Source organism: Nocardioides sp. (genome assembly GCF_044226765.1).
Lineage (GTDB): Bacteria > Actinomycetota > Actinomycetes > Propionibacteriales > Nocardioidaceae > Nocardioides.
In genome coordinates this window covers 161,372-177,548 of the sequence record NZ_JBGAGJ010000001.1, presented here as the reverse complement: position 1 = coordinate 177,548, position 16,177 = coordinate 161,372, and the positions used below count along the sequence as shown (strand labels likewise).

The window sequence follows — 16,177 nt, the reverse complement described above, 5'->3', positions numbered from 1 at the left end:
CCGGTGAGCGAGTCCGCCGGGGCGTGGCAGCCGAGCGCCCGCGAGCAGGAGCGGCGCGACGTACGTCGTAGCCTGCGCCGGCGCGGGATCCTGGTGTCGACGACCGCCACGGTGGTCTTCTTCGGGCTGGTCGTGCTGGGCACGATCACCTCGCCGGGCTGGCCGGCCGTCAAGGAGTACTTCTTCAACCCCAGTGACGCCCGCGCGGCCTTCCCGTCCATCTGGCACGCCTTCTGGACCTACAACGTCAAGCTGTTCCTCCTGGGTGAGGTGCTGATCCTGGCCCTGGCCCTGGTGGTCGCGCTGGTCCGGCAGTCACGCTCGCCGCTGATGCTTCCGCTCCGGATCGTCGCCGTCGTCTACACCGATCTCTTCCGCGGGATCCCCACGATCCTCCTGGTGTTCATCCTGGCCCTCGGCATGCCGGCGCTGCAGCTCCAGGGGGTGCCCACGTCCCTGTTCTTCTGGGGCCTGGTCGCCCTGGTGCTGTCCTACGGCGCGTACGTGGCCGAGGTGATCCGGGCGGGCATCGAGTCGATCCACCCCTCGCAGATCGCCAGTGCCGACGCGCTCGGTCTCAGCCGGCTCCAGGCGATGCGCCACGTGGTGGTGCCGCAGGGCATCCGGCGGGTCGTACCGCCCCTGCTCAACGACTTCATCAGCCTGCAGAAGGACACGGCCCTCGTCGGCGTCGTCGGGGTCTTCGACGCGATGTTCGCCGCGCAGGACTACAGCAACTACAACTTCAACTTCACCGCCTTCACCGTGGTCGCCTGCTACTTCATCGTGCTGACCGTGCCGCTCGCCCGGTTCACCGACCACCTGCAGCGCCGGGCGATGGAGCGGGAGAGGCAGGGCGCCCGATGAGCGAGGTGCTGATGGAGGTCAGCGCCGTGCGCAAGTCGTACGGCGACAAGGTGGTCCTGCGCGACATCGACCTCACCGTCGCGCAGCACGACGTCATCTGCCTGATCGGTGCGTCGGGCTCCGGCAAGTCGACGCTGCTGCGCTGCCTCAACCTGCTGGAGGACATCGACGACGGGGTCATCACCTTCGAGGGCCGCGAGATCTCCGATCCGCGGGTCGACAAGCGCGCCGTGCGGAGCCGGATCGGCATGGTGTTCCAGTCCTACAACCTCTTCCCACACCTCACCGTGCTGGACAACTGCACGCTGGCCCCCCGGCGGGTGCACGGGGTGTCCAAGGCGGAGGCCGAGTCGCGGGCCCGTGACCTGCTGGGTCGGTTCGGGCTGGCCGACCAGGTCGACAAGCACCCGGACCGGATGTCCGGCGGCCAGCAGCAGCGCGCCGCGCTGGTGCGGGCGATGTGCACCTCGCCGACCCTGCTGCTGCTCGACGAGATCACCGCGGCACTCGACCCCGAGCTGGTGGGCGAGGTGCTCGAGATCGTGCGGTCGGAGGCCGAGGCCGGTACGACGATGATCCTGGCCACCCACGAGATGGACTTCGCCCGCGACGTCGCCACGACCGTCTGCTTCCTCGACGAGGGCCGGATCTGCGAGCAGGGCCCGCCCGCGGAGATCTTCAGCGCACCCCGCGAGGAGCGCACCCGCCAGTTCCTGAGGCGCGTGCTGTAGTCGGTGGACGTTGCGGGCGGGCGGTGAGTGTGCCACCTGTCGAGGGGGCGGATCGGTGGCTGGCTCACCGCTCGCCCGGCGATCCGGGCGCGGCGAGGACCGACGGCGAGGGAGAGCGGAAGGAACAGCTGGCGCCAGTGCTCGCCGAAGGAGGGGGCGGGTCCGTCGTAGCCGAGCGCGAGCAGCGCGCGGTAGACCTCGCCCACGAGGGTTCGCGAGTGCTGCAGCTTCTCCTTGGTCACCTGCACGTAGGGGATCCCCGCCCCACGTAGCAGTGCGTAGCGGTCGAGGTCGGCGTTGTACTGCGCCCGGTCCTCCTGGTGCTGGACCCCTTCGTACTCCACGACCAGCCTCCAGATCCGGTAGAGCAGGTCGGCGATCACCTCGATGTCCTCCCCGACGTCGACGGGGACGTTCACCTCGGGGGTGGGTAGGCCGGAGAAGCGCAGCACGGCTCGGGTCTCGCTCTCCATCAGGGACCGTGACCTGCCGTCGAGGTGGTCGAGGACCCAGACGGCTTCGTGAGCGCCGTCGCGCCAGAGCGCCGACAGGGCGAGGGTGCGCACGTCCTCGGCAGACAGGTGCCGGTGGTGCACCAACCAGTCGCCCACCTTGATCGCATCGATCGCCCGGGCCCGGGCGCAGTAGGCGATGAACGCTGCGGCGATGCACACCCCGCCGGCGTCGACCGGCGGCAGCTGCTTGGTCCGGTGCAGGAAGATCCCGTTGGTCGCCAGGTGCAGGTCGGTCTGGACGACGAAGTGGATCGGACGGCGCGGACCGAAGTCGAGCCCCAGCTGCTGCAGCCGCGAGATCCCGGTCAGGTGAGCCGTCGGTGGCAACGTCAGCCGGGCGGCCAGCACCCAGTCCCGGTCGGTCATCTCGTGGTCGGCCGGCCGGTAGACGCGGGGGAAGACGCGGACGAAGCGGCGGCCATCGAGCTGCCGGGACGTCAGACCGACCGCCCGGGCCTCGGCACGGCTGAACGGTCGCCCGCGCAGGTCGTCGGGGAGAGGTTGCACGGACCGAGTCCAGGCGAAGGACGGGGCAAGCGCCACTGGCGATCGGTCGCCTGTGGACGACGCCTGTGGACGACGCCCGGGGACGGCCGCGCCCGCCGGTGCGTCAGCCACCGGTCAGGCGATCTGGAAGGTGGCTAGCTCACCGCCCGCCGGTCACCGGCGACACGACCGTGACAGCACTTCTGTCATGATCGGCCCATGACTGTCGAGCTCGGTCGGGGCGAGGGGCCGCTGCGCGGCGTGAAGGTCGTGGAGATCGCGGGCATCGGCCCGGGGCCGCACGCGTGCATGATCCTCGCCGACCTCGGCGCCGACGTGATCCGCATCGACCGGCCCAGCGGCCAGGCGTTCGCGGGCAGCGGCGCGAAGATGCTGCTCAACCGCGGCCGACCCAGTGTCGCGCTCGACCTCAAGGACCCGCGGGCGGTCGAGACGGTGCTCGAGCTGGTCGAGCGGGCCGACGTGCTGGTCGAGGGGATGCGGCCCGGAGTGACCGAGCGCCTCGGGATCGGGCCCGACGAGTGCCTCGCCCGCAACCCGCGGTTGGTCTACGGCCGGATGACCGGCTGGGGCCAGGACGGCCCCTTCGCCCACGTGGCCGGACACGACATGAACTACATCGCGATCACCGGGGCCCTCTTCGGCCTCGGCCAGGACCCCGCCCGGCCGCACTTCCCGACCAACCTGGTCGGCGACTTCGGTGGGGGCTCGACCTACCTGGTCATCGGGATCCTCGCCGCCCTGCTGGAGTCCAAGGCCAGCGGCCGCGGCCAGGTGGTGGACGCGGCGATCGTCGACGGCACCGCCCACCTCAACGCGATGACGGCCGCGTTCCTCGCCTCCGGCGGCTACCGCGAGGAGCGGGCGGTCAACCTGCTCGACGGCGGCGTGCCCTACTACGACATCTACGAGACCGCCGACGGCAAGCACATGTCGGTCGGGGCGCTCGAGCCGCAGTTCTACGCCGAGCTGGTGCGGCTGCTGGAGATCGAGGACGCCCCGGACCGGTACGACGCCGCGCAGGCCGGCGAGCTGCGCCGGATCATCACCGAGCGGTTCAAGGAGCGCACCCAGGCGGAGTGGGTCGAGGTCTTCGAGGGGACCGACGCGTGCGTCGCGGGCATCATCCCGCTCACGGAGGCGGCCGAGCACCCCCACATGAAGGCCCGCGGCACCCTCGTCCACCACGACGGGATGCTCCAGCCGGCGCCCGCCCCGCGCTTCTCCCGGACCCCCGCGACCATCCCGCCTGTCGCGGACACGGTCGGCGGCAGCACCCGCGAAGCGCTGACCGCCTGGGGGATCGCCGACGTCGACGCCCTCATCGAGAGCGGCGCCGCCACCCAGACCTGACCCCCGACCTGACCCCGGACCTGATCCCGGACCTGACCCAGCCATGAAGCCGTTCCTCTTCCTCGGCACCCGCGCCGAGGACGCCGCCGCCGACAGCGAGTACGCCGCCGTGCTCGCCTGCTCCGGTCTCGACGAGCGCGACGTACGACGCCACCGGCTCGAGGCGGCCGAGCTCGGTCCGGTCGACCTGGACGCGTGGTCCGGGATCATCCTGGGCGGCGGGCCGTTCAACGTCAGCGACCCTGAGGCGGACAAGTCGGGCGTGCAGCGGCGTGCCGAGGCCGAGCTCCGCCGGCTGGCCCAACGGGTCCTCGACGCCGACTTCCCCTTCCTGGGCGCCTGCTACGGCGTCGGGGTGCTCGGCAGCCTGCGCGGCGGCCTGGTCGACCGGACCCACGGCGAGCCGATCTCGGCGACCCGGATCACCCTGACCGACGCGGGCGTCGCCGACCCGCTGACGGGCGTCCTGCCACGGGAGTTCGACGCCTTCCTCGGCCACAAGGAGGCGGTCACCCGGCTGCCGGCCGGTGCGGTCCGCCTCGCGAGCAGTGCCGCCTGCCCGGTCCAGGCGTTCCGGATCGGGGAGCACGTCTACGCCACCCAGTTCCACCCCGAGCTCGACATCGAGGGCATCTGCCTGCGCATCGACACCTACCGCGACCACGGCTACTTCGACCCGAGCGAGGCCGATGGGCTCCAGGCGATGGCGCGCGCCAGCCACGTCGAGCACCCCGGTCTGCTGCTCGCGGCGTTCGCCGAGCGGTACCGTCGCGCCTGACGTCGGTATTGAACATCTGTCAACAAGGCCAGTAGGGTGCGCCGCATGACCGAGCACACCCCGGAGCACGTGGACGTCCTGATCGTGGGTGCCGGGCTGTCCGGCATCGGCGCGGCCTGCCGCCTGCGCACCGACCACCCCGAGCGCAGCGTCGCGGTCCTGGAGGGGCGCGACGTCAGCGGCGGGACCTGGGACCTGTTCCGCTACCCCGGCATCCGGTCGGACTCGGACATGTTCACGTTCGGCTACAAGTGGCGGCACTGGGACGGCGACGTCGCCCTCGCGGACGGGCCGTCGATCCTGGAGTACCTGCGCACCGTGGCTCGCGAGTACGGCGTGGACCGGCTGATCCGCTACCGGCACCGGGTCGTCGGCGCGAGCTGGAGCTCCGACGAGGACCGGTGGACGGTCGAGGTCGACCGGGACGGCGAGCGGCTCACGTTCACCACCGACCTGCTGTGGGCCTGCGGTGGCTACTACGACTACGACCAGGGCTTCTCGCCCGACTTCCCCGGGCAGGAGGACTTCGCCGGCACGATCGTGCACCCGCAGCACTGGCCCGAGGACCTCGACTACACGGGCAAGAAGGTCGTCATCATCGGCTCGGGTGCGACGGCAGTGACGCTCGTGCCCGCGATGGCCGACAGCGGGGCCGGCCACGTCACGATGCTGCAGCGCTCGCCGACCTACATCCTCTCCCTGCCCGGCACCGACCCCGTCTCCAAGCGGCTGCACTGGCTGCCGGCGAAGGTCCGCTACCCGATCGTGCGCTGGAAGGCGATCCTGTCGTCGATCGCGTTCTTCCAGCTCTCCCGGCGGCGCCCGCAGATGGTCAAGGACTTCATCCGCAAGGCGGCGCTCAAGCAGCTGCCGAAGGACGTCGACGTCGACCGGCACTTCAAGCCGGAGTACAACCCGTGGGACCAGCGCGTGTGCTTCGTCCCCGACGGCGACCTCTTCAAGGCGATGCGGCGCGGGGCCGCCTCGGTGGTCACCGACCACGTCGAGCGGTTCACCGAGAAGGGCATCCTGCTGCGCTCGGGGCAGGAGCTCGAGGCCGACGTCGTCGTCACCGCCACCGGCCTGACCCTCAAGGCGATGGGTGGGCTGACGCTCTCCGTTGACGGCGCCGAGGTCAAGATGCACGACACCATGACCTACAAGGCCCTGATGCTCAGCGACGTCCCGAACTTCGTGTTCACCATCGGCTACACCAACGCCTCCTGGACCCTCAAGGCCGACCTGGTCGCGGACTTCGTGTGCCGGCTGCTGACCTACCTGGACGAGCACGGCGTACGCCGCGTGGTGGCGCCCCGGGACCCGTCGGTCGGCGAGGAGCGGCTGATCGACTTCAGCTCCGGCTACATCCTGCGCGGCCTCGACGCGCTGCCGCGCCAGGGGGACCGCGAGCCGTGGAAGCTGCGGCAGAACTACCTCACGGACCTGCGGTCGATCAACCACGACCGGATCGACGACGGCGTGCTGAGCTTCCGCTGACCCCACGCGGAGGTTTCACCGGGCTTCCGACCGGTCACTGACCCCTCATGGGACTCAAGGACAAGGCAGAGAACAAGGCCGAGGAGCTCAAGGGCCACGGCAAGGAGACGGCCGGCGCCGCCACGGGTGACCGCGAGCTCGAGGCCGAGGGCCGGGGCGACCAGGCCTCCGGCAAGGTGAAGAACGCCGGCGAGCACCTCAAGGACGCCGCCAAGGACGTCAAGGACGGCCTCACCGGCTGACCGCAGCGCGCGACGATTGAGGCGGGCGGGCCGGCGCCCCGTAGAGTGGGTGCCAGCCCGTCCAGTCTTGCCTCGGGCTCGTGCGTCCTGCGAGACGCCCTTCCTCTCGGGAACCATCTGGCGAGACACGCCAACAGTGAGTGACTCTTCGTGTCTTCTGCAGTTCTTCCTGCGCCGTTCACCGACCTCGGTGTCCCCGCAGACCTCGCCGTCGTCCTCGCGGACCGCGGCATCACCCACCCGACCCCCATCCAGGCCGCGACGCTGCCCGACTCCCTCGCCGGCCGCGACGTGCTCGGCCGGGGCCGCACCGGCTCCGGCAAGACCTACGCCTTCCTCCTGCCCCTCGTGGCCCGCCTCGCCGACGGTCGCCGGGCGCAGCCCCGTCGTCCCCGCGCGCTGGTGCTCGCGCCGACCCGCGAGCTGGTCGGCCAGATCGAGGAGGCCCTGCGCCCCCTCGCCGACGCCGCCGGCCTGACCACCCGCACCGTCTTCGGTGGCGTCGGGCAGAACCCGCAGGTCCAGGGCCTGCGCCGCGGCGTCGACATCGTCCTGGCCTGCCCGGGCCGGCTCGAGGACCTGATCGGCCAGGGGCACTGCGACCTCGGGGCCGTCGAGGTCACCGTGCTCGACGAGGCCGACCACATGGCCGACCTCGGGTTCCTGCCGGCCGTGCGCCGCCTGCTCGAGCAGACCCCGCGCACCGGCCAGCGGCTGCTCTTCTCGGCCACGCTGGACAACGCGATCGACGTGCTGGTCAAGCGGTTCCTGCGCGAGCCGGTGACCCACCAGGCCGACTCGGCCCAGTCCCCGGTCGCCACGATGGACCACCACGTCCTCCACGTGGCCCGCGAGCACCGGGTCCCGGTGCTGGTCGACCTGACCAGCGCCCCCGGCCGTACGGTCGTGTTCACCCGCACCAAGCACGGCGCCAAGGCGCTCACCCGCCAGCTGAACAGCCGTGGCGTGCCGACCGTCGAGCTGCACGGCAACCTGAGCCAGGGCGCCCGCACGCGCAACATGGAGGCCTTCCACAGCGGCCGGGCGACGACCCTGGTCGCGACCGACATCGCGGCGCGGGGCATCCACGTCGACGACGTCGCGCTCGTGGTGCACGCCGACCCGCCGGTCGAGCACAAGGCCTACCTGCACCGGTCCGGCCGGACCGCCCGGGCCGGGGCCCGGGGCACCGTGGTCACGCTGATGACCGACGACCAGGTCCGCGACGTCCGACAGCTGACCCGGGCGGCCGGCATCAAGCCGACCACCACCCGCATCGCCGGGGCCGACCACCCGCTGCTGGCGCAGCTCGCGCCCGGCGAGCGGGTGCTCGTCGCGGGCGGTCTGGCAGCGGAGGCCACGGCCCCCGCCGGTCGTCCGCAGGGTGGCCCCGCGCGGCCGAAGTCCGGTGGCGCTCGCCCGCAGGGCAACGGCCGCTCGCGGTCGCGCCGCCGGCGCGGTGGTGTGGCCAACCGCCGACGTGGGGAGAACTCCAGCCCGAGGGGGTGAATCGTGTGCTGACCTGGCTGCGGCGGGCGCTGTGGGACCCGGTCCCGCGCGACCACCGGCAGAGCGCCGCCGACCTGCGGCGGCGCCAGCTGGTGACGGCGGTGTTCGTCGCCATCGGTGGCGTGGTGCTCGGGCTGTCGCTGCGCATCGAGCCGGGCAGCCCGTGGTTCTACCCCGCGACCCTGGTCCTGGCCGGGGTGTGGGTCGTGGGCGCGTTCGCCTCCGGTCCGCTGCACCTGGGCCGCATCGACACCGGTGTGGCCCTGCGGCGGCCGGTGGTGATGCCCACCGCGATCGGGTTGGCGCTGGCGGCGCTCTTCGTCGTCGGCGCACTGGTCGTGCGCCAGGTGGACTTCCTGCAGACCCAGGTGCAGGACGTGCTCGACCACGCCGACAGCGGCTCGTGGCCGCTGCTGGTGCTCATCACGGTCGTGAACGGGGTCGCCGAGGAGCTGTTCTTCCGCGGCGCGGCATACGCCGCCATCCCGCGCCACCCGGTCGCCTGGACCACCCTGGCCTACACGATCGCCACCCTCGCCACCGGCAACGTGATGCTGGTCTTCGCCGCGGTCCTGCTGGGCGTCGTCGTCGGCCTGGAGCGGCGCGCGTCCGGCGGGGTGCTGGCACCGATCCTCACCCATTGCACGTGGTCGGTGATCATGCTCTTCGCCCTCCCCGCGCTGTTCTGAGCACCGCCGGGGCCGAGCTTGCTCGGGCCCGGATCCCGGTGCCAGGTCGAGTAGTGCCCGCGGCCGAGGAACGAGGCCGCGACGGCGCGTATCGAGACCCCGGTCGGTGAGGGGTCTCGATACGCTCGCTGGCGCTCGCTACTCGACCAACGAGGGGTCCTCCTCGACCGCGCGGCGCACGGCCTCGGCGTAGGTGATCGGCTCACCCGGCACCACGTCGCGGATGGAGTGGTCGGTGACGATGACCTCGGTGCCCATCGAGTCGATCAGGTTGCGGCCGGTGGTCGTGTCGACGTTGGTGACGAAGGAGATCCAGTACGACGACAGCTTGGGCGTCAGCACCGGCACGGTGACGATCGGGACCCGGCGTCCGTCGATGACCTCCGCGGCCTGCTGGAGCATCTCGACGTAGCTGAGCACTTCGGGGCCGCCGATCTCGAAGGCCCGGCCGAACGCGTCCTCGACGCCGACGACGCCGGCGAGGTAGCGGATCACGTCGTCCAGGGCGATCGGCTGGGTGCGCGTGGCCGCCCACTTCGGGACGACCATCGCCGGCAGGTTCTTGACCAGCTGCCCGGTCATCTCCCAGGAGATGCCGCCGGCGCCGACCACGATCGCCGCCCGCAGCACGGTCACCGGGACCCCGGACTCGCCGAGCAGCCGCTCGACCTCGCGACGCGAGCGCAGGTGCGCCGACAGGTGGTCGTCGTCCTTGCCGAGCCCGCCGAGGTAGACGATCTGCCGGGTGCCGCTCGCGGCGGCGGCCAGCCCGAAGGCCTTCGCGGCCTCGGCGTCCTTGCGCTCGAAGTCGTCGTCGTCCAGGGAGTGCACGAGGTAGACGGCGACGTCCACGCCCTCCAGCGGCTCGGCCAGGGTGCCGGGGTCCGAGACGTCGCCGCCGACCGGCTCGCCCGGCCCGTCGTACGTGTCGGGGTGGCGGGTCATCGCCTTGACCCGGAAGCCCCGGTCGACGAGCTCGGGCACCAGGCGGCTGCCGATGAACCCGGTCGCTCCGGTCACGAGGACGGTCTGCTCGGTGGATGGCATCACCACTAGGCTCTACCCATGGCGACAGGTCCCGATGCCGGGTCTGGACCACCGGCCGACCCGGCGGCCGACCCGGGCCCCGACCCGGTCGTGGGCGAGGACCGGTGCTGGGAGCTGCTGGCCGCCCAGGAGCTGGGCCGGCTGGCGTACCGCATCGGCACCGAGCAACACCTCACGCCGATCAACTATGCCGTCGACGTCAACCGGCACGGGCGCCGGTCGCTGCTGTTCCGCACCGCCGCCACGACGACCAAGCTCCTGGCCGCCGAGCTCGGCGACGAGGTGGCGTTCGAGATCGACGAGGTCACCGGCGAGGAGGCGACCAGCGTCGTGGTGCGCGGCTACCTGCGCCACCTGCAGGGCGACGAGGCGCACCGGGCCGAGAACCTGCCGCTGAGGCCGTGGCTGGGTGACGGGCGGTACGACGTCGTGGAGCTCGTGCCCGGGGAGGTGACCGGGCGCCGGTTCCACCTCCGGCGGCCCTGGCTGCACCTGCGTCCCGAGGACCCGCACCACTAACGGGTGCGCCGCTCGATGTCCTCGCGGCGGGTCTCGTCCATCGCGGCCTCGTACGCCGCCACCAGGCTGGCCACCGAGAGCGGCTTGAGGCTCTCGACGACCTTGCGCAGGGTCTCGGTCGACGCGCCGGCCTCCTTGTAGACCGGCCAGACCATGGTCCGGAACAGCTCGTTCAGCTCCTTGGCGATCTGGCGACCGTGGTCGGCGTACACGTCGGCGGCGGCGAGCGCCGCCTCGGTCGGGAAGCCGAGGTCGAGCAGGCCCAGGCCGACCGAGAGCTGCGACACGGCGACCTCGTAGCGCCCGCGCCGGGTGCGGGCCACGATGCCCAGGGCGGTGAGGGTCGTCAGGTCGTCGTCGGTGAGGGTGCGGCCGGTGCGCTTGTCGAGCTCGGCGCGCGACATCTCCACCGGGAGGTCGGCCTGCCACGGCGCGAGCATCGTGCGGTGCAGCGCGAGGTCCTCGGGCGTGGCGTCGGCGGGGATCCGGGCGACGTACCTCTCGATCGCCGAGAGCGTGAATCCGTGGGCCTGCAGCTCCTGCACCAGCTCGAGCCGGGCGACGTGGTCGGCGTTGTAGTAGCCCGACCGACCCCGCCGGATCGGCGGTGGCACCAGGCCCTTGGTGGTGTAGAAGCGGATGTTGCGCACGCTCATGCCGACGCGCGTGGTGAGCTCGTCGAGGGTCAGCAGCTCGCGCCGCTCGACGTCCTCGGCCATGGTCGTCCTCCTGATCCCGAGCCGGCCCGACGTGACCTGCGCCACGGGACCGCTTCTTGACGGTGACAGTAATAGTGTCACAATCGCTGCATGGCAGAGGCATTCGTGTACGACCACATCCGGACCCCGCGCGGCAAGGGCAAGAAGGTCGGCTCGCTCCACGAGGTCAAGCCGGTCGACCTCGTGGTCGGCCTGCTCGACGAGGTGCAGGTGCGCAACCCGTCGTTCGACCCCCACCGCGTCGACGACGTCGTGCTCGGCGTCGTGTCGCCCGTGAGCGAGCAGGGTGGTGACATCGCGAAGACCGCCGCCCTCAAGGCCGGCTACCCCGAGACGGTCGCGGGCGTGCAGCTCAACCGCTTCTGCGCGTCCGGCCTGGAGGCCGTCAACCAGGCGGCGTCGCGGGTCCGCGGCGGGTTCGAGGACCTGATCCTCGCCGGTGGCGTCGAGTCGATGAGCCGGGTGCCGATGGGCTCCGACGGCGGTGCCTGGGCCTCCGACCCGGCGACCGCGCTCCAGACCGGCTTCGTGCCGCAGGGCATCGGTGCCGACCTCATCGCGACCCTCGAGGGCTGGACGCGCGAGGACGTCGACGCGTACGCCGCCGAGTCCAACCACCGCGCCGCGAAGGCCTGGGCCAACGGCTACTTCTCCGGCTCGGTCGTCCCGGTCACCGACCTCAACGGGTTGACCGTCCTCGACCACGACGAGCTGATCCGCCCCGACACGACGGTGGAGGGCCTCGCCGGGCTGAAGCCGAGCTTCGCCGACATCGGCGCCCAGGCGGGCTTCGACGACGTGGCGCTCGAGAAGTACCACTGGGTCGAGCGGATCAACCACGTCCACCATGCCGGCAACTCCTCGGGCATCGTCGACGGCGCCGCGCTGATGGCCATCGGCAGCGAGCAGGTCGGCACCGACCTCGGCCTGACCCCGCGCGCCCGGATCGTGGCCACCGCCGTCTCCGGTGCAGACCCCACGATCATGCTCACGGGCCCGGCGCCGGCCGCCCGCAAGGCGCTGGCGAAGGCGGGTCTCGAGGTCGGCGACATCGACCTCTTCGAGATCAACGAGGCGTTCGCGGCCGTGGCCATGCGGTTCATGCGCGACCTGGGCATCAGCCACGAGATCACCAACGTCAACGGCGGCGCGATCGCCATGGGCCACCCACTCGGCGCGACCGGCGCGATGATCCTCGGCACGCTCATCGACGAGCTGCAGCGCCGCGACCTGCGCCGCGGCCTCGCCACGCTCTGCGTCGGCGGCGGGATGGGCATCGCGACGATCGTCGAGGTCGTCTGAGCCCTCCCGGACACCGGACCCGCTTCTGGTGGTCTCGAGGCTCGCGCCGGCCCGCCTCGCACCTCGACCACCGTGATCCCAGAGACAGGAAACAGATGAGCACCACGCAGCAGCAGTCCGCCGTCCACTACGACAAGGACGCCGACGGCATCGTCACCCTCACGCTCGACGACCCCACCGCGAGCGCCAACACGATGAACGAGCTCTACCAGGAGTCGATGGCCGCCGCCGTGCAGCGGCTCTACGACGAGGTGGACAGCGTCACGGGCGTCGTGATCGCCAGCGCGAAGAAGACCTTCTTCGCCGGCGGCAACCTCAACAACATGGTGCGCGCGACCAAGGACGACGCGCTCGCGGTGTTCGCGATGGGCGAGGCCGTCAAGGCCGGCCTGCGCAAGCTCGAGCTCTACCCGCGCCCGGTGGTCGCGGCCATCAACGGCGCCGCGCTCGGCGGCGGGTACGAGATCACCCTCGCCTGCAACCACCGCATCTCGGTCGACGACGACAGCGTCAAGATCGGGCTGCCCGAGTCCACGCTGGGCCTGCTGCCCGGCGGGGGCGGCGTGACCCGCGTCGTACGCCTCCTCGGGCTGCAGTCCGGCCTGATGGACGTGCTGCTCCCCGGCACCCAGTTCAAGCCGAGCGTGGCCAAGGAGAAGGGCCTGGTGGACGAGCTGGTCGCCACCCGCGAGGAGCTGGTGCCGGCGGCGAAGGCGTGGATCAAGGCCAACCCCGAGTCGACCCAGAACCCGTGGGACAAGCCGGGCTACAAGATGCCCGGCGGGTCGCCGAGCTCGCCGGCGCTGGCCGGCTTCCTGCCGGCGTTCCCGGCGCTGCTGCGCAAGCAGACCAAGGGTGCGGTCTACCCGGCGCCCCGCGCGATCCTGGCCGCGGCGGTCGAGGGCGCGTCGGTGGACTTCGACACCGCGTCGCGCATCGAGTCGCGCTACCTGACGAACCTGATCGTCAACCAGGGCTCGAAGAACATGATCCAGGCGTTCTTCTTCGACCTGCAGGCGATCAACGCGGGCAAGCTGCGGCCGCAGGGCATCGAGCCCTTCAAGGCCACCAAGGTCGGGGTCCTCGGCGCCGGCATGATGGGCGCCGGCATCGCCTACTCGTGCGCCCGGGCCGGCATGCAGGTCGTCCTCAAGGACGTCTCCGCGGAGGCCGCAGCGAAGGGCAAGGGCTACTCCGAGAAGCTGAACGCCAAGGCGGTCTCGCGCGGCAAGCTGACCGAGGAGAAGTCCCAGGAGCTCCTCGACCGGATCCACCCCACGGCCGACCCCGCCGACCTCACCGGGTGCGACCTGGTGATCGAGGCGGTGTTCGAGGACCCGTCGCTCAAGCACCAGGTCTTCGCCGAGATCGCGCCGTACGTGAACGCGGACGCGCTGCTGTGCTCGAACACCTCGACGCTGCCGATCACCGAGCTCGCGACCGGCGTCGACCGGCCCGGCTCGCCAAGAATTCAGAACTTCATCGGGCTGCACTTCTTCTCGCCCGTCGACAAGATGCCGCTGGTGGAGATCATCCGCGGCAAGGAGACCTCCGACGTCGCGCTCGCCAAGGCGTACGACGTCGTGCAGCAGATCCGCAAGACGCCGATCGTCGTCAACGACAGCCGCGGCTTCTACACCTCGCGGGTCATCGGCACGATGGTCAACGAGGGCCTCGCGATGCTCGCCGAGGGGGTGCACCCGATGAGCATCGAGCGCGCCGCGACCCAGGACGGCTACCCCGTCGGGCCACTGCAGCTCAGCGACGAGCTCAACATGGAGCTGATGGCCAAGATCGGCAAGGCGACCGCCGACGCCGCTGCGCGCGACGGCATCGACTACGTGCCGCATCCGGGCACGGCCGTGGTGGAGAAGATGCTCGAGCTCGGCCGCCCGTCGCGCCTGAAGGGCGCCGGCTTCTACGCCTACGACGAGTCGGGGTCCCGCAGCGGCCTCTGGTCCGGGCTCGCCGAGGCGTTCCCGCCGGCCGAGGAGCAGCCGCCGTTCCAGGACGTCAAGGACCGGCTGCTGTTCGTCGAGGCGCTCGAGACCGCGAAGTGCTTCGAGGAGGGCGTGATCGAGTCCGCGGCCGCCGCCAACATCGGCTCGATCATGGGCATCGGCTTCCCGGCGCTGACCGGTGGTGCCGCGCAGTTCATGCAGGGCTACGAAGCCCCTCCTGGTGCGCAGAGCGACGGGTCGATCGGGCTGGCGGCGTTCGTCGCCCGCGCCGACGAGCTCGCCGAGACCTACGGCGACCGCTTCCGCGCCACCGCGTGGCTGCGTGACCTGGCCGCCTCGGGGGGCTCGTTCCCGGCGTGACCTGGGTGGTCCTGCACGTTTCCCCGGTCGCCCGGCGAAACGTGCAGGACACGCCGGTGCGTACGGCGTGTCGTGCACCTTTCCCCGGTCAGCCGGTGAAAGGAGTGACGGATGAGGTCACGGCGAGCTGAACCAGGGCTCATGCAGGTCGTGGAACGTCGCGCCCTGCAGGGCCCAGGCGAGCTCGGCGCGGACGTCCTCGGGCAGCTCGGCCTGCTCGCCGCGGCGGGAACTGGCCTCGTCGGTGAACGCGACCGTCTCGGTGAAGCTCCCGTCGGGCTCGATCGCCAGGCTGGCGCCGATGATCTCCGGGCGCATCCGGTGCAGCTCGGCGGGGTCCGAGGCGATCAGGGTGCGCAGGCGGCCGGGGTCGTCGACGTGCCCGCGGATCACCTGCACGAACCCGGCGTCGTCCGAGCCTCCGTCGAAGAGGAGCGTGACGTCGTCGGAGTCGTGGAACTCGACCGGTCCGTCGAACGCCGCCACCATCGCCTCGGCCCACGCCCCCTGCTCGGGCCGCTGGGAGTTGCGGGTCGCCGCGTCGCGGTCCTCGAAGCGGACGACCGCCACGAACAGGTCGTCGTCGGTGAAGCCGTAGGTGCCGCCGAGCCAGCCGTCCGCGCCGGGTGCCAGCTCCACCGGCCAGCGGTCCAGCACCGCGCGCAGCTCCTGCCGCCGGGTGCACCTGCCTTCGATGATCTGGATGAACACGGGGGTCTCCTTCCCCGGGGTGTGGCCGACCTTCGACGCTAGAGGCGCCGACCCGGGGTCCGGAATGGCCCGATCGGGCTCGCCCGATAGCGTCCGCGGCATGGGAGTCGTGTACCTGGTCCGGCACGGTCAGGCGTCGTTCGGCGCGGACGACTACGACGTGCTGTCGCAGACCGGGTGGGAGCAGGGCCGGTTGCTGGGGGCCTGGCTCGCGGCTCGGGGCGTCGAGCCGACGGCCGTCGTACAGGGCGGGATGCGTCGCCACCGGGAGACCGCCGAGGCGGCCGGCTGGGCCGGCGCGGTCGTCGACGCGGGGTGGGACGAGTTCGACCACCTCGGTGTCGTGGCCCGCTTCCCCGACCACCCGGAGGCCGGACTGGACAACCGGGCCTTCCAGCGGGTCTTCGAGCTCGCCACCGGTCGGTGGACCGCGGGCGGGCACGACGACGAGTACGACGAGTCGTGGCCGGCGTTCCGCGCTCGCGTCACCCGGTCGCTCGACGACGCCTGTGCGCAGGCCGGGCCCGGCGGCACCGTGGTCGTGGTCACCTCGGGCGGCCCGATCGCCGCGGCGTGCGCGGCGCTGGTCGACCGCGAGGCCGACGACGCCACCTTCGGCCGGCTGTGGAGCCGGTTCAACACCACGGTGGTGAACTCGTCGTTCACCCGGGTGGTCGTCGGCTCCACCGGTCCACGGCTGCTGACCTTCAACGAGCATCCGCACCTCGAGGGTGACCTCGTCACGTACCGCTGAGGCCAGGCGTTCCGGAACAAACTGTGTTTGTCCGGGGTTCCACCCCCTGACAACGTCATGAAGTCCCTGACAACCCCGGATGAATCCCCGGCTGACCGGGGATTCATCCACCGAGT

General features: G+C 71.5%; 15 protein-coding genes. 12 read left to right on the top strand and 3 right to left on the bottom strand.

The features are described 5' to 3' along the window. The first annotated feature begins 3 nt into the window (after positions 1 to 3). From ACILRH_RS00860 to ACILRH_RS00825, 8 genes are all read left to right on the top strand, one after another. A complete protein-coding gene (locus ACILRH_RS00860; protein ID WP_395690240.1) occupies positions 4 to 867 on the top strand; it encodes an amino acid ABC transporter permease in 864 nt (287 codons plus the stop codon). After that, entirely contained in the window at positions 864 to 1,598 is a 735-nt protein-coding gene (locus ACILRH_RS00855; RefSeq protein WP_395690239.1) for an amino acid ABC transporter ATP-binding protein, read from the top strand. Before ACILRH_RS00860 ends, ACILRH_RS00855 begins: the two co-directional genes overlap by 4 nt. Positions 1,599 to 2,818: 1,220 nt before the next feature. Beyond that, entirely contained in the window at positions 2,819 to 3,973 is a 1,155-nt protein-coding gene (locus ACILRH_RS00850; protein WP_395690238.1) for a CaiB/BaiF CoA transferase family protein, read from the top strand. 43 nt (positions 3,974 to 4,016) lie between these two features. Next, positions 4,017 to 4,751, top strand: a complete 735-nt coding sequence (locus tag ACILRH_RS00845) for a glutamine amidotransferase (RefSeq protein WP_395690237.1) — start codon at positions 4,017 to 4,019, stop codon at positions 4,749 to 4,751. A gap of 45 nt (positions 4,752 to 4,796) precedes the next feature. Further along, a complete protein-coding gene (locus ACILRH_RS00840) occupies positions 4,797 to 6,248 on the top strand; it encodes a flavin-containing monooxygenase (RefSeq protein ID WP_395690236.1) in 1,452 nt (483 codons plus the stop codon). A 47-nt stretch (positions 6,249 to 6,295) separates the two neighbouring features. Further along, positions 6,296 to 6,490: a CsbD family protein gene (locus tag ACILRH_RS00835; protein ID WP_395690235.1), complete on the top strand. Its 195-nt coding sequence runs from the start codon at positions 6,296 to 6,298 to the stop codon at positions 6,488 to 6,490. A 150-nt stretch (positions 6,491 to 6,640) separates the two neighbouring features. Further along, entirely contained in the window at positions 6,641 to 7,999 is a 1,359-nt protein-coding gene (locus ACILRH_RS00830; RefSeq protein WP_395690234.1) for a DEAD/DEAH box helicase, read from the top strand. Next, on the top strand, positions 7,996 to 8,688 hold the full coding sequence (locus tag ACILRH_RS00825) for a CPBP family intramembrane glutamic endopeptidase (protein ID WP_395690233.1): 693 nt from the start codon (positions 7,996 to 7,998) through the stop codon (positions 8,686 to 8,688). The genes ACILRH_RS00830 and ACILRH_RS00825 overlap by 4 nt, the downstream gene beginning before the upstream one ends. Before the next feature lie 138 nt (positions 8,689 to 8,826). On the opposite strand, the gene ACILRH_RS00820 is transcribed toward ACILRH_RS00825, so the two are convergent. Next, positions 8,827 to 9,735, bottom strand: a complete 909-nt coding sequence (locus ACILRH_RS00820) for an NAD(P)H-binding protein (protein WP_395690232.1) — start codon at positions 9,733 to 9,735, stop codon at positions 8,827 to 8,829. Between the two features lie 18 nt (positions 9,736 to 9,753). Here ACILRH_RS00820 and ACILRH_RS00815 point away from each other — a divergent pair, with 18 nt between their 5' ends. Further along, a complete protein-coding gene (locus ACILRH_RS00815) occupies positions 9,754 to 10,254 on the top strand; it encodes a pyridoxamine 5'-phosphate oxidase family protein (RefSeq protein ID WP_395690231.1) in 501 nt (166 codons plus the stop codon). On the opposite strand, the gene ACILRH_RS00810 is transcribed toward ACILRH_RS00815, so the two are convergent. After that, positions 10,251 to 10,973: a MerR family transcriptional regulator gene (locus ACILRH_RS00810; protein WP_395690230.1), complete on the bottom strand. Its 723-nt coding sequence runs from the start codon at positions 10,971 to 10,973 to the stop codon at positions 10,251 to 10,253. The two genes, ACILRH_RS00815 and ACILRH_RS00810, sit on opposite strands and share 4 nt — an antisense overlap. A gap of 90 nt (positions 10,974 to 11,063) precedes the next feature. Here ACILRH_RS00810 and ACILRH_RS00805 point away from each other — a divergent pair, with 90 nt between their 5' ends. Next, a complete protein-coding gene (locus ACILRH_RS00805) occupies positions 11,064 to 12,275 on the top strand; it encodes an acetyl-CoA C-acetyltransferase (protein WP_395690229.1) in 1,212 nt (403 codons plus the stop codon). 95 nt (positions 12,276 to 12,370) lie between these two features. Further along, positions 12,371 to 14,596 (top strand): 3-hydroxyacyl-CoA dehydrogenase NAD-binding domain-containing protein, encoded by a 2,226-nt coding sequence (locus ACILRH_RS00800; protein ID WP_395690228.1) that lies wholly within the window; start codon positions 12,371 to 12,373, stop codon positions 14,594 to 14,596. A gap of 117 nt (positions 14,597 to 14,713) precedes the next feature. Here ACILRH_RS00800 and ACILRH_RS00795 read toward each other — a convergent pair whose 3' ends face one another. After that, positions 14,714 to 15,307: a hypothetical protein gene (locus ACILRH_RS00795; protein WP_395690227.1), complete on the bottom strand. Its 594-nt coding sequence runs from the start codon at positions 15,305 to 15,307 to the stop codon at positions 14,714 to 14,716. Between the two features lie 100 nt (positions 15,308 to 15,407). Here ACILRH_RS00795 and ACILRH_RS00790 point away from each other — a divergent pair, with 100 nt between their 5' ends. After that, positions 15,408 to 16,061 (top strand): histidine phosphatase family protein, encoded by a 654-nt coding sequence (locus ACILRH_RS00790; RefSeq protein ID WP_395690226.1) that lies wholly within the window; start codon positions 15,408 to 15,410, stop codon positions 16,059 to 16,061. The last annotated feature ends 116 nt before the right edge of the window (positions 16,062 to 16,177 follow it).

What these genes read in the sequence shown, in the direction of transcription:
- ACILRH_RS00810 (WP_395690230.1), bottom strand. Translation starts at nt 10,973, where the DNA reads ATGGCCGAGGACGTCGAGCGGCGCGAGCTGCTGACCCTCGACGAGCTC.
- ACILRH_RS00840 (WP_395690236.1), top strand. Translation starts at nt 4,797, where the DNA reads ATGACCGAGCACACCCCGGAGCACGTGGACGTCCTGATCGTGGGTGCC.
- ACILRH_RS00855 (WP_395690239.1), top strand. Translation starts at nt 864, where the DNA reads ATGAGCGAGGTGCTGATGGAGGTCAGCGCCGTGCGCAAGTCGTACGGC.
- ACILRH_RS00800 (WP_395690228.1), top strand. Translation starts at nt 12,371, where the DNA reads ATGAGCACCACGCAGCAGCAGTCCGCCGTCCACTACGACAAGGACGCC.
- ACILRH_RS00845 (WP_395690237.1), top strand. Translation starts at nt 4,017, where the DNA reads ATGAAGCCGTTCCTCTTCCTCGGCACCCGCGCCGAGGACGCCGCCGCC.
- ACILRH_RS00815 (WP_395690231.1), top strand. Translation starts at nt 9,754, where the DNA reads ATGGCGACAGGTCCCGATGCCGGGTCTGGACCACCGGCCGACCCGGCG.
- ACILRH_RS00820 (WP_395690232.1), bottom strand. Translation starts at nt 9,735, where the DNA reads ATGCCATCCACCGAGCAGACCGTCCTCGTGACCGGAGCGACCGGGTTC.
- ACILRH_RS00850 (WP_395690238.1), top strand. Translation starts at nt 2,819, where the DNA reads ATGACTGTCGAGCTCGGTCGGGGCGAGGGGCCGCTGCGCGGCGTGAAG.
- ACILRH_RS00805 (WP_395690229.1), top strand. Translation starts at nt 11,064, where the DNA reads ATGGCAGAGGCATTCGTGTACGACCACATCCGGACCCCGCGCGGCAAG.
- ACILRH_RS00835 (WP_395690235.1), top strand. Translation starts at nt 6,296, where the DNA reads ATGGGACTCAAGGACAAGGCAGAGAACAAGGCCGAGGAGCTCAAGGGC.
- ACILRH_RS00790 (WP_395690226.1), top strand. Translation starts at nt 15,408, where the DNA reads ATGGGAGTCGTGTACCTGGTCCGGCACGGTCAGGCGTCGTTCGGCGCG.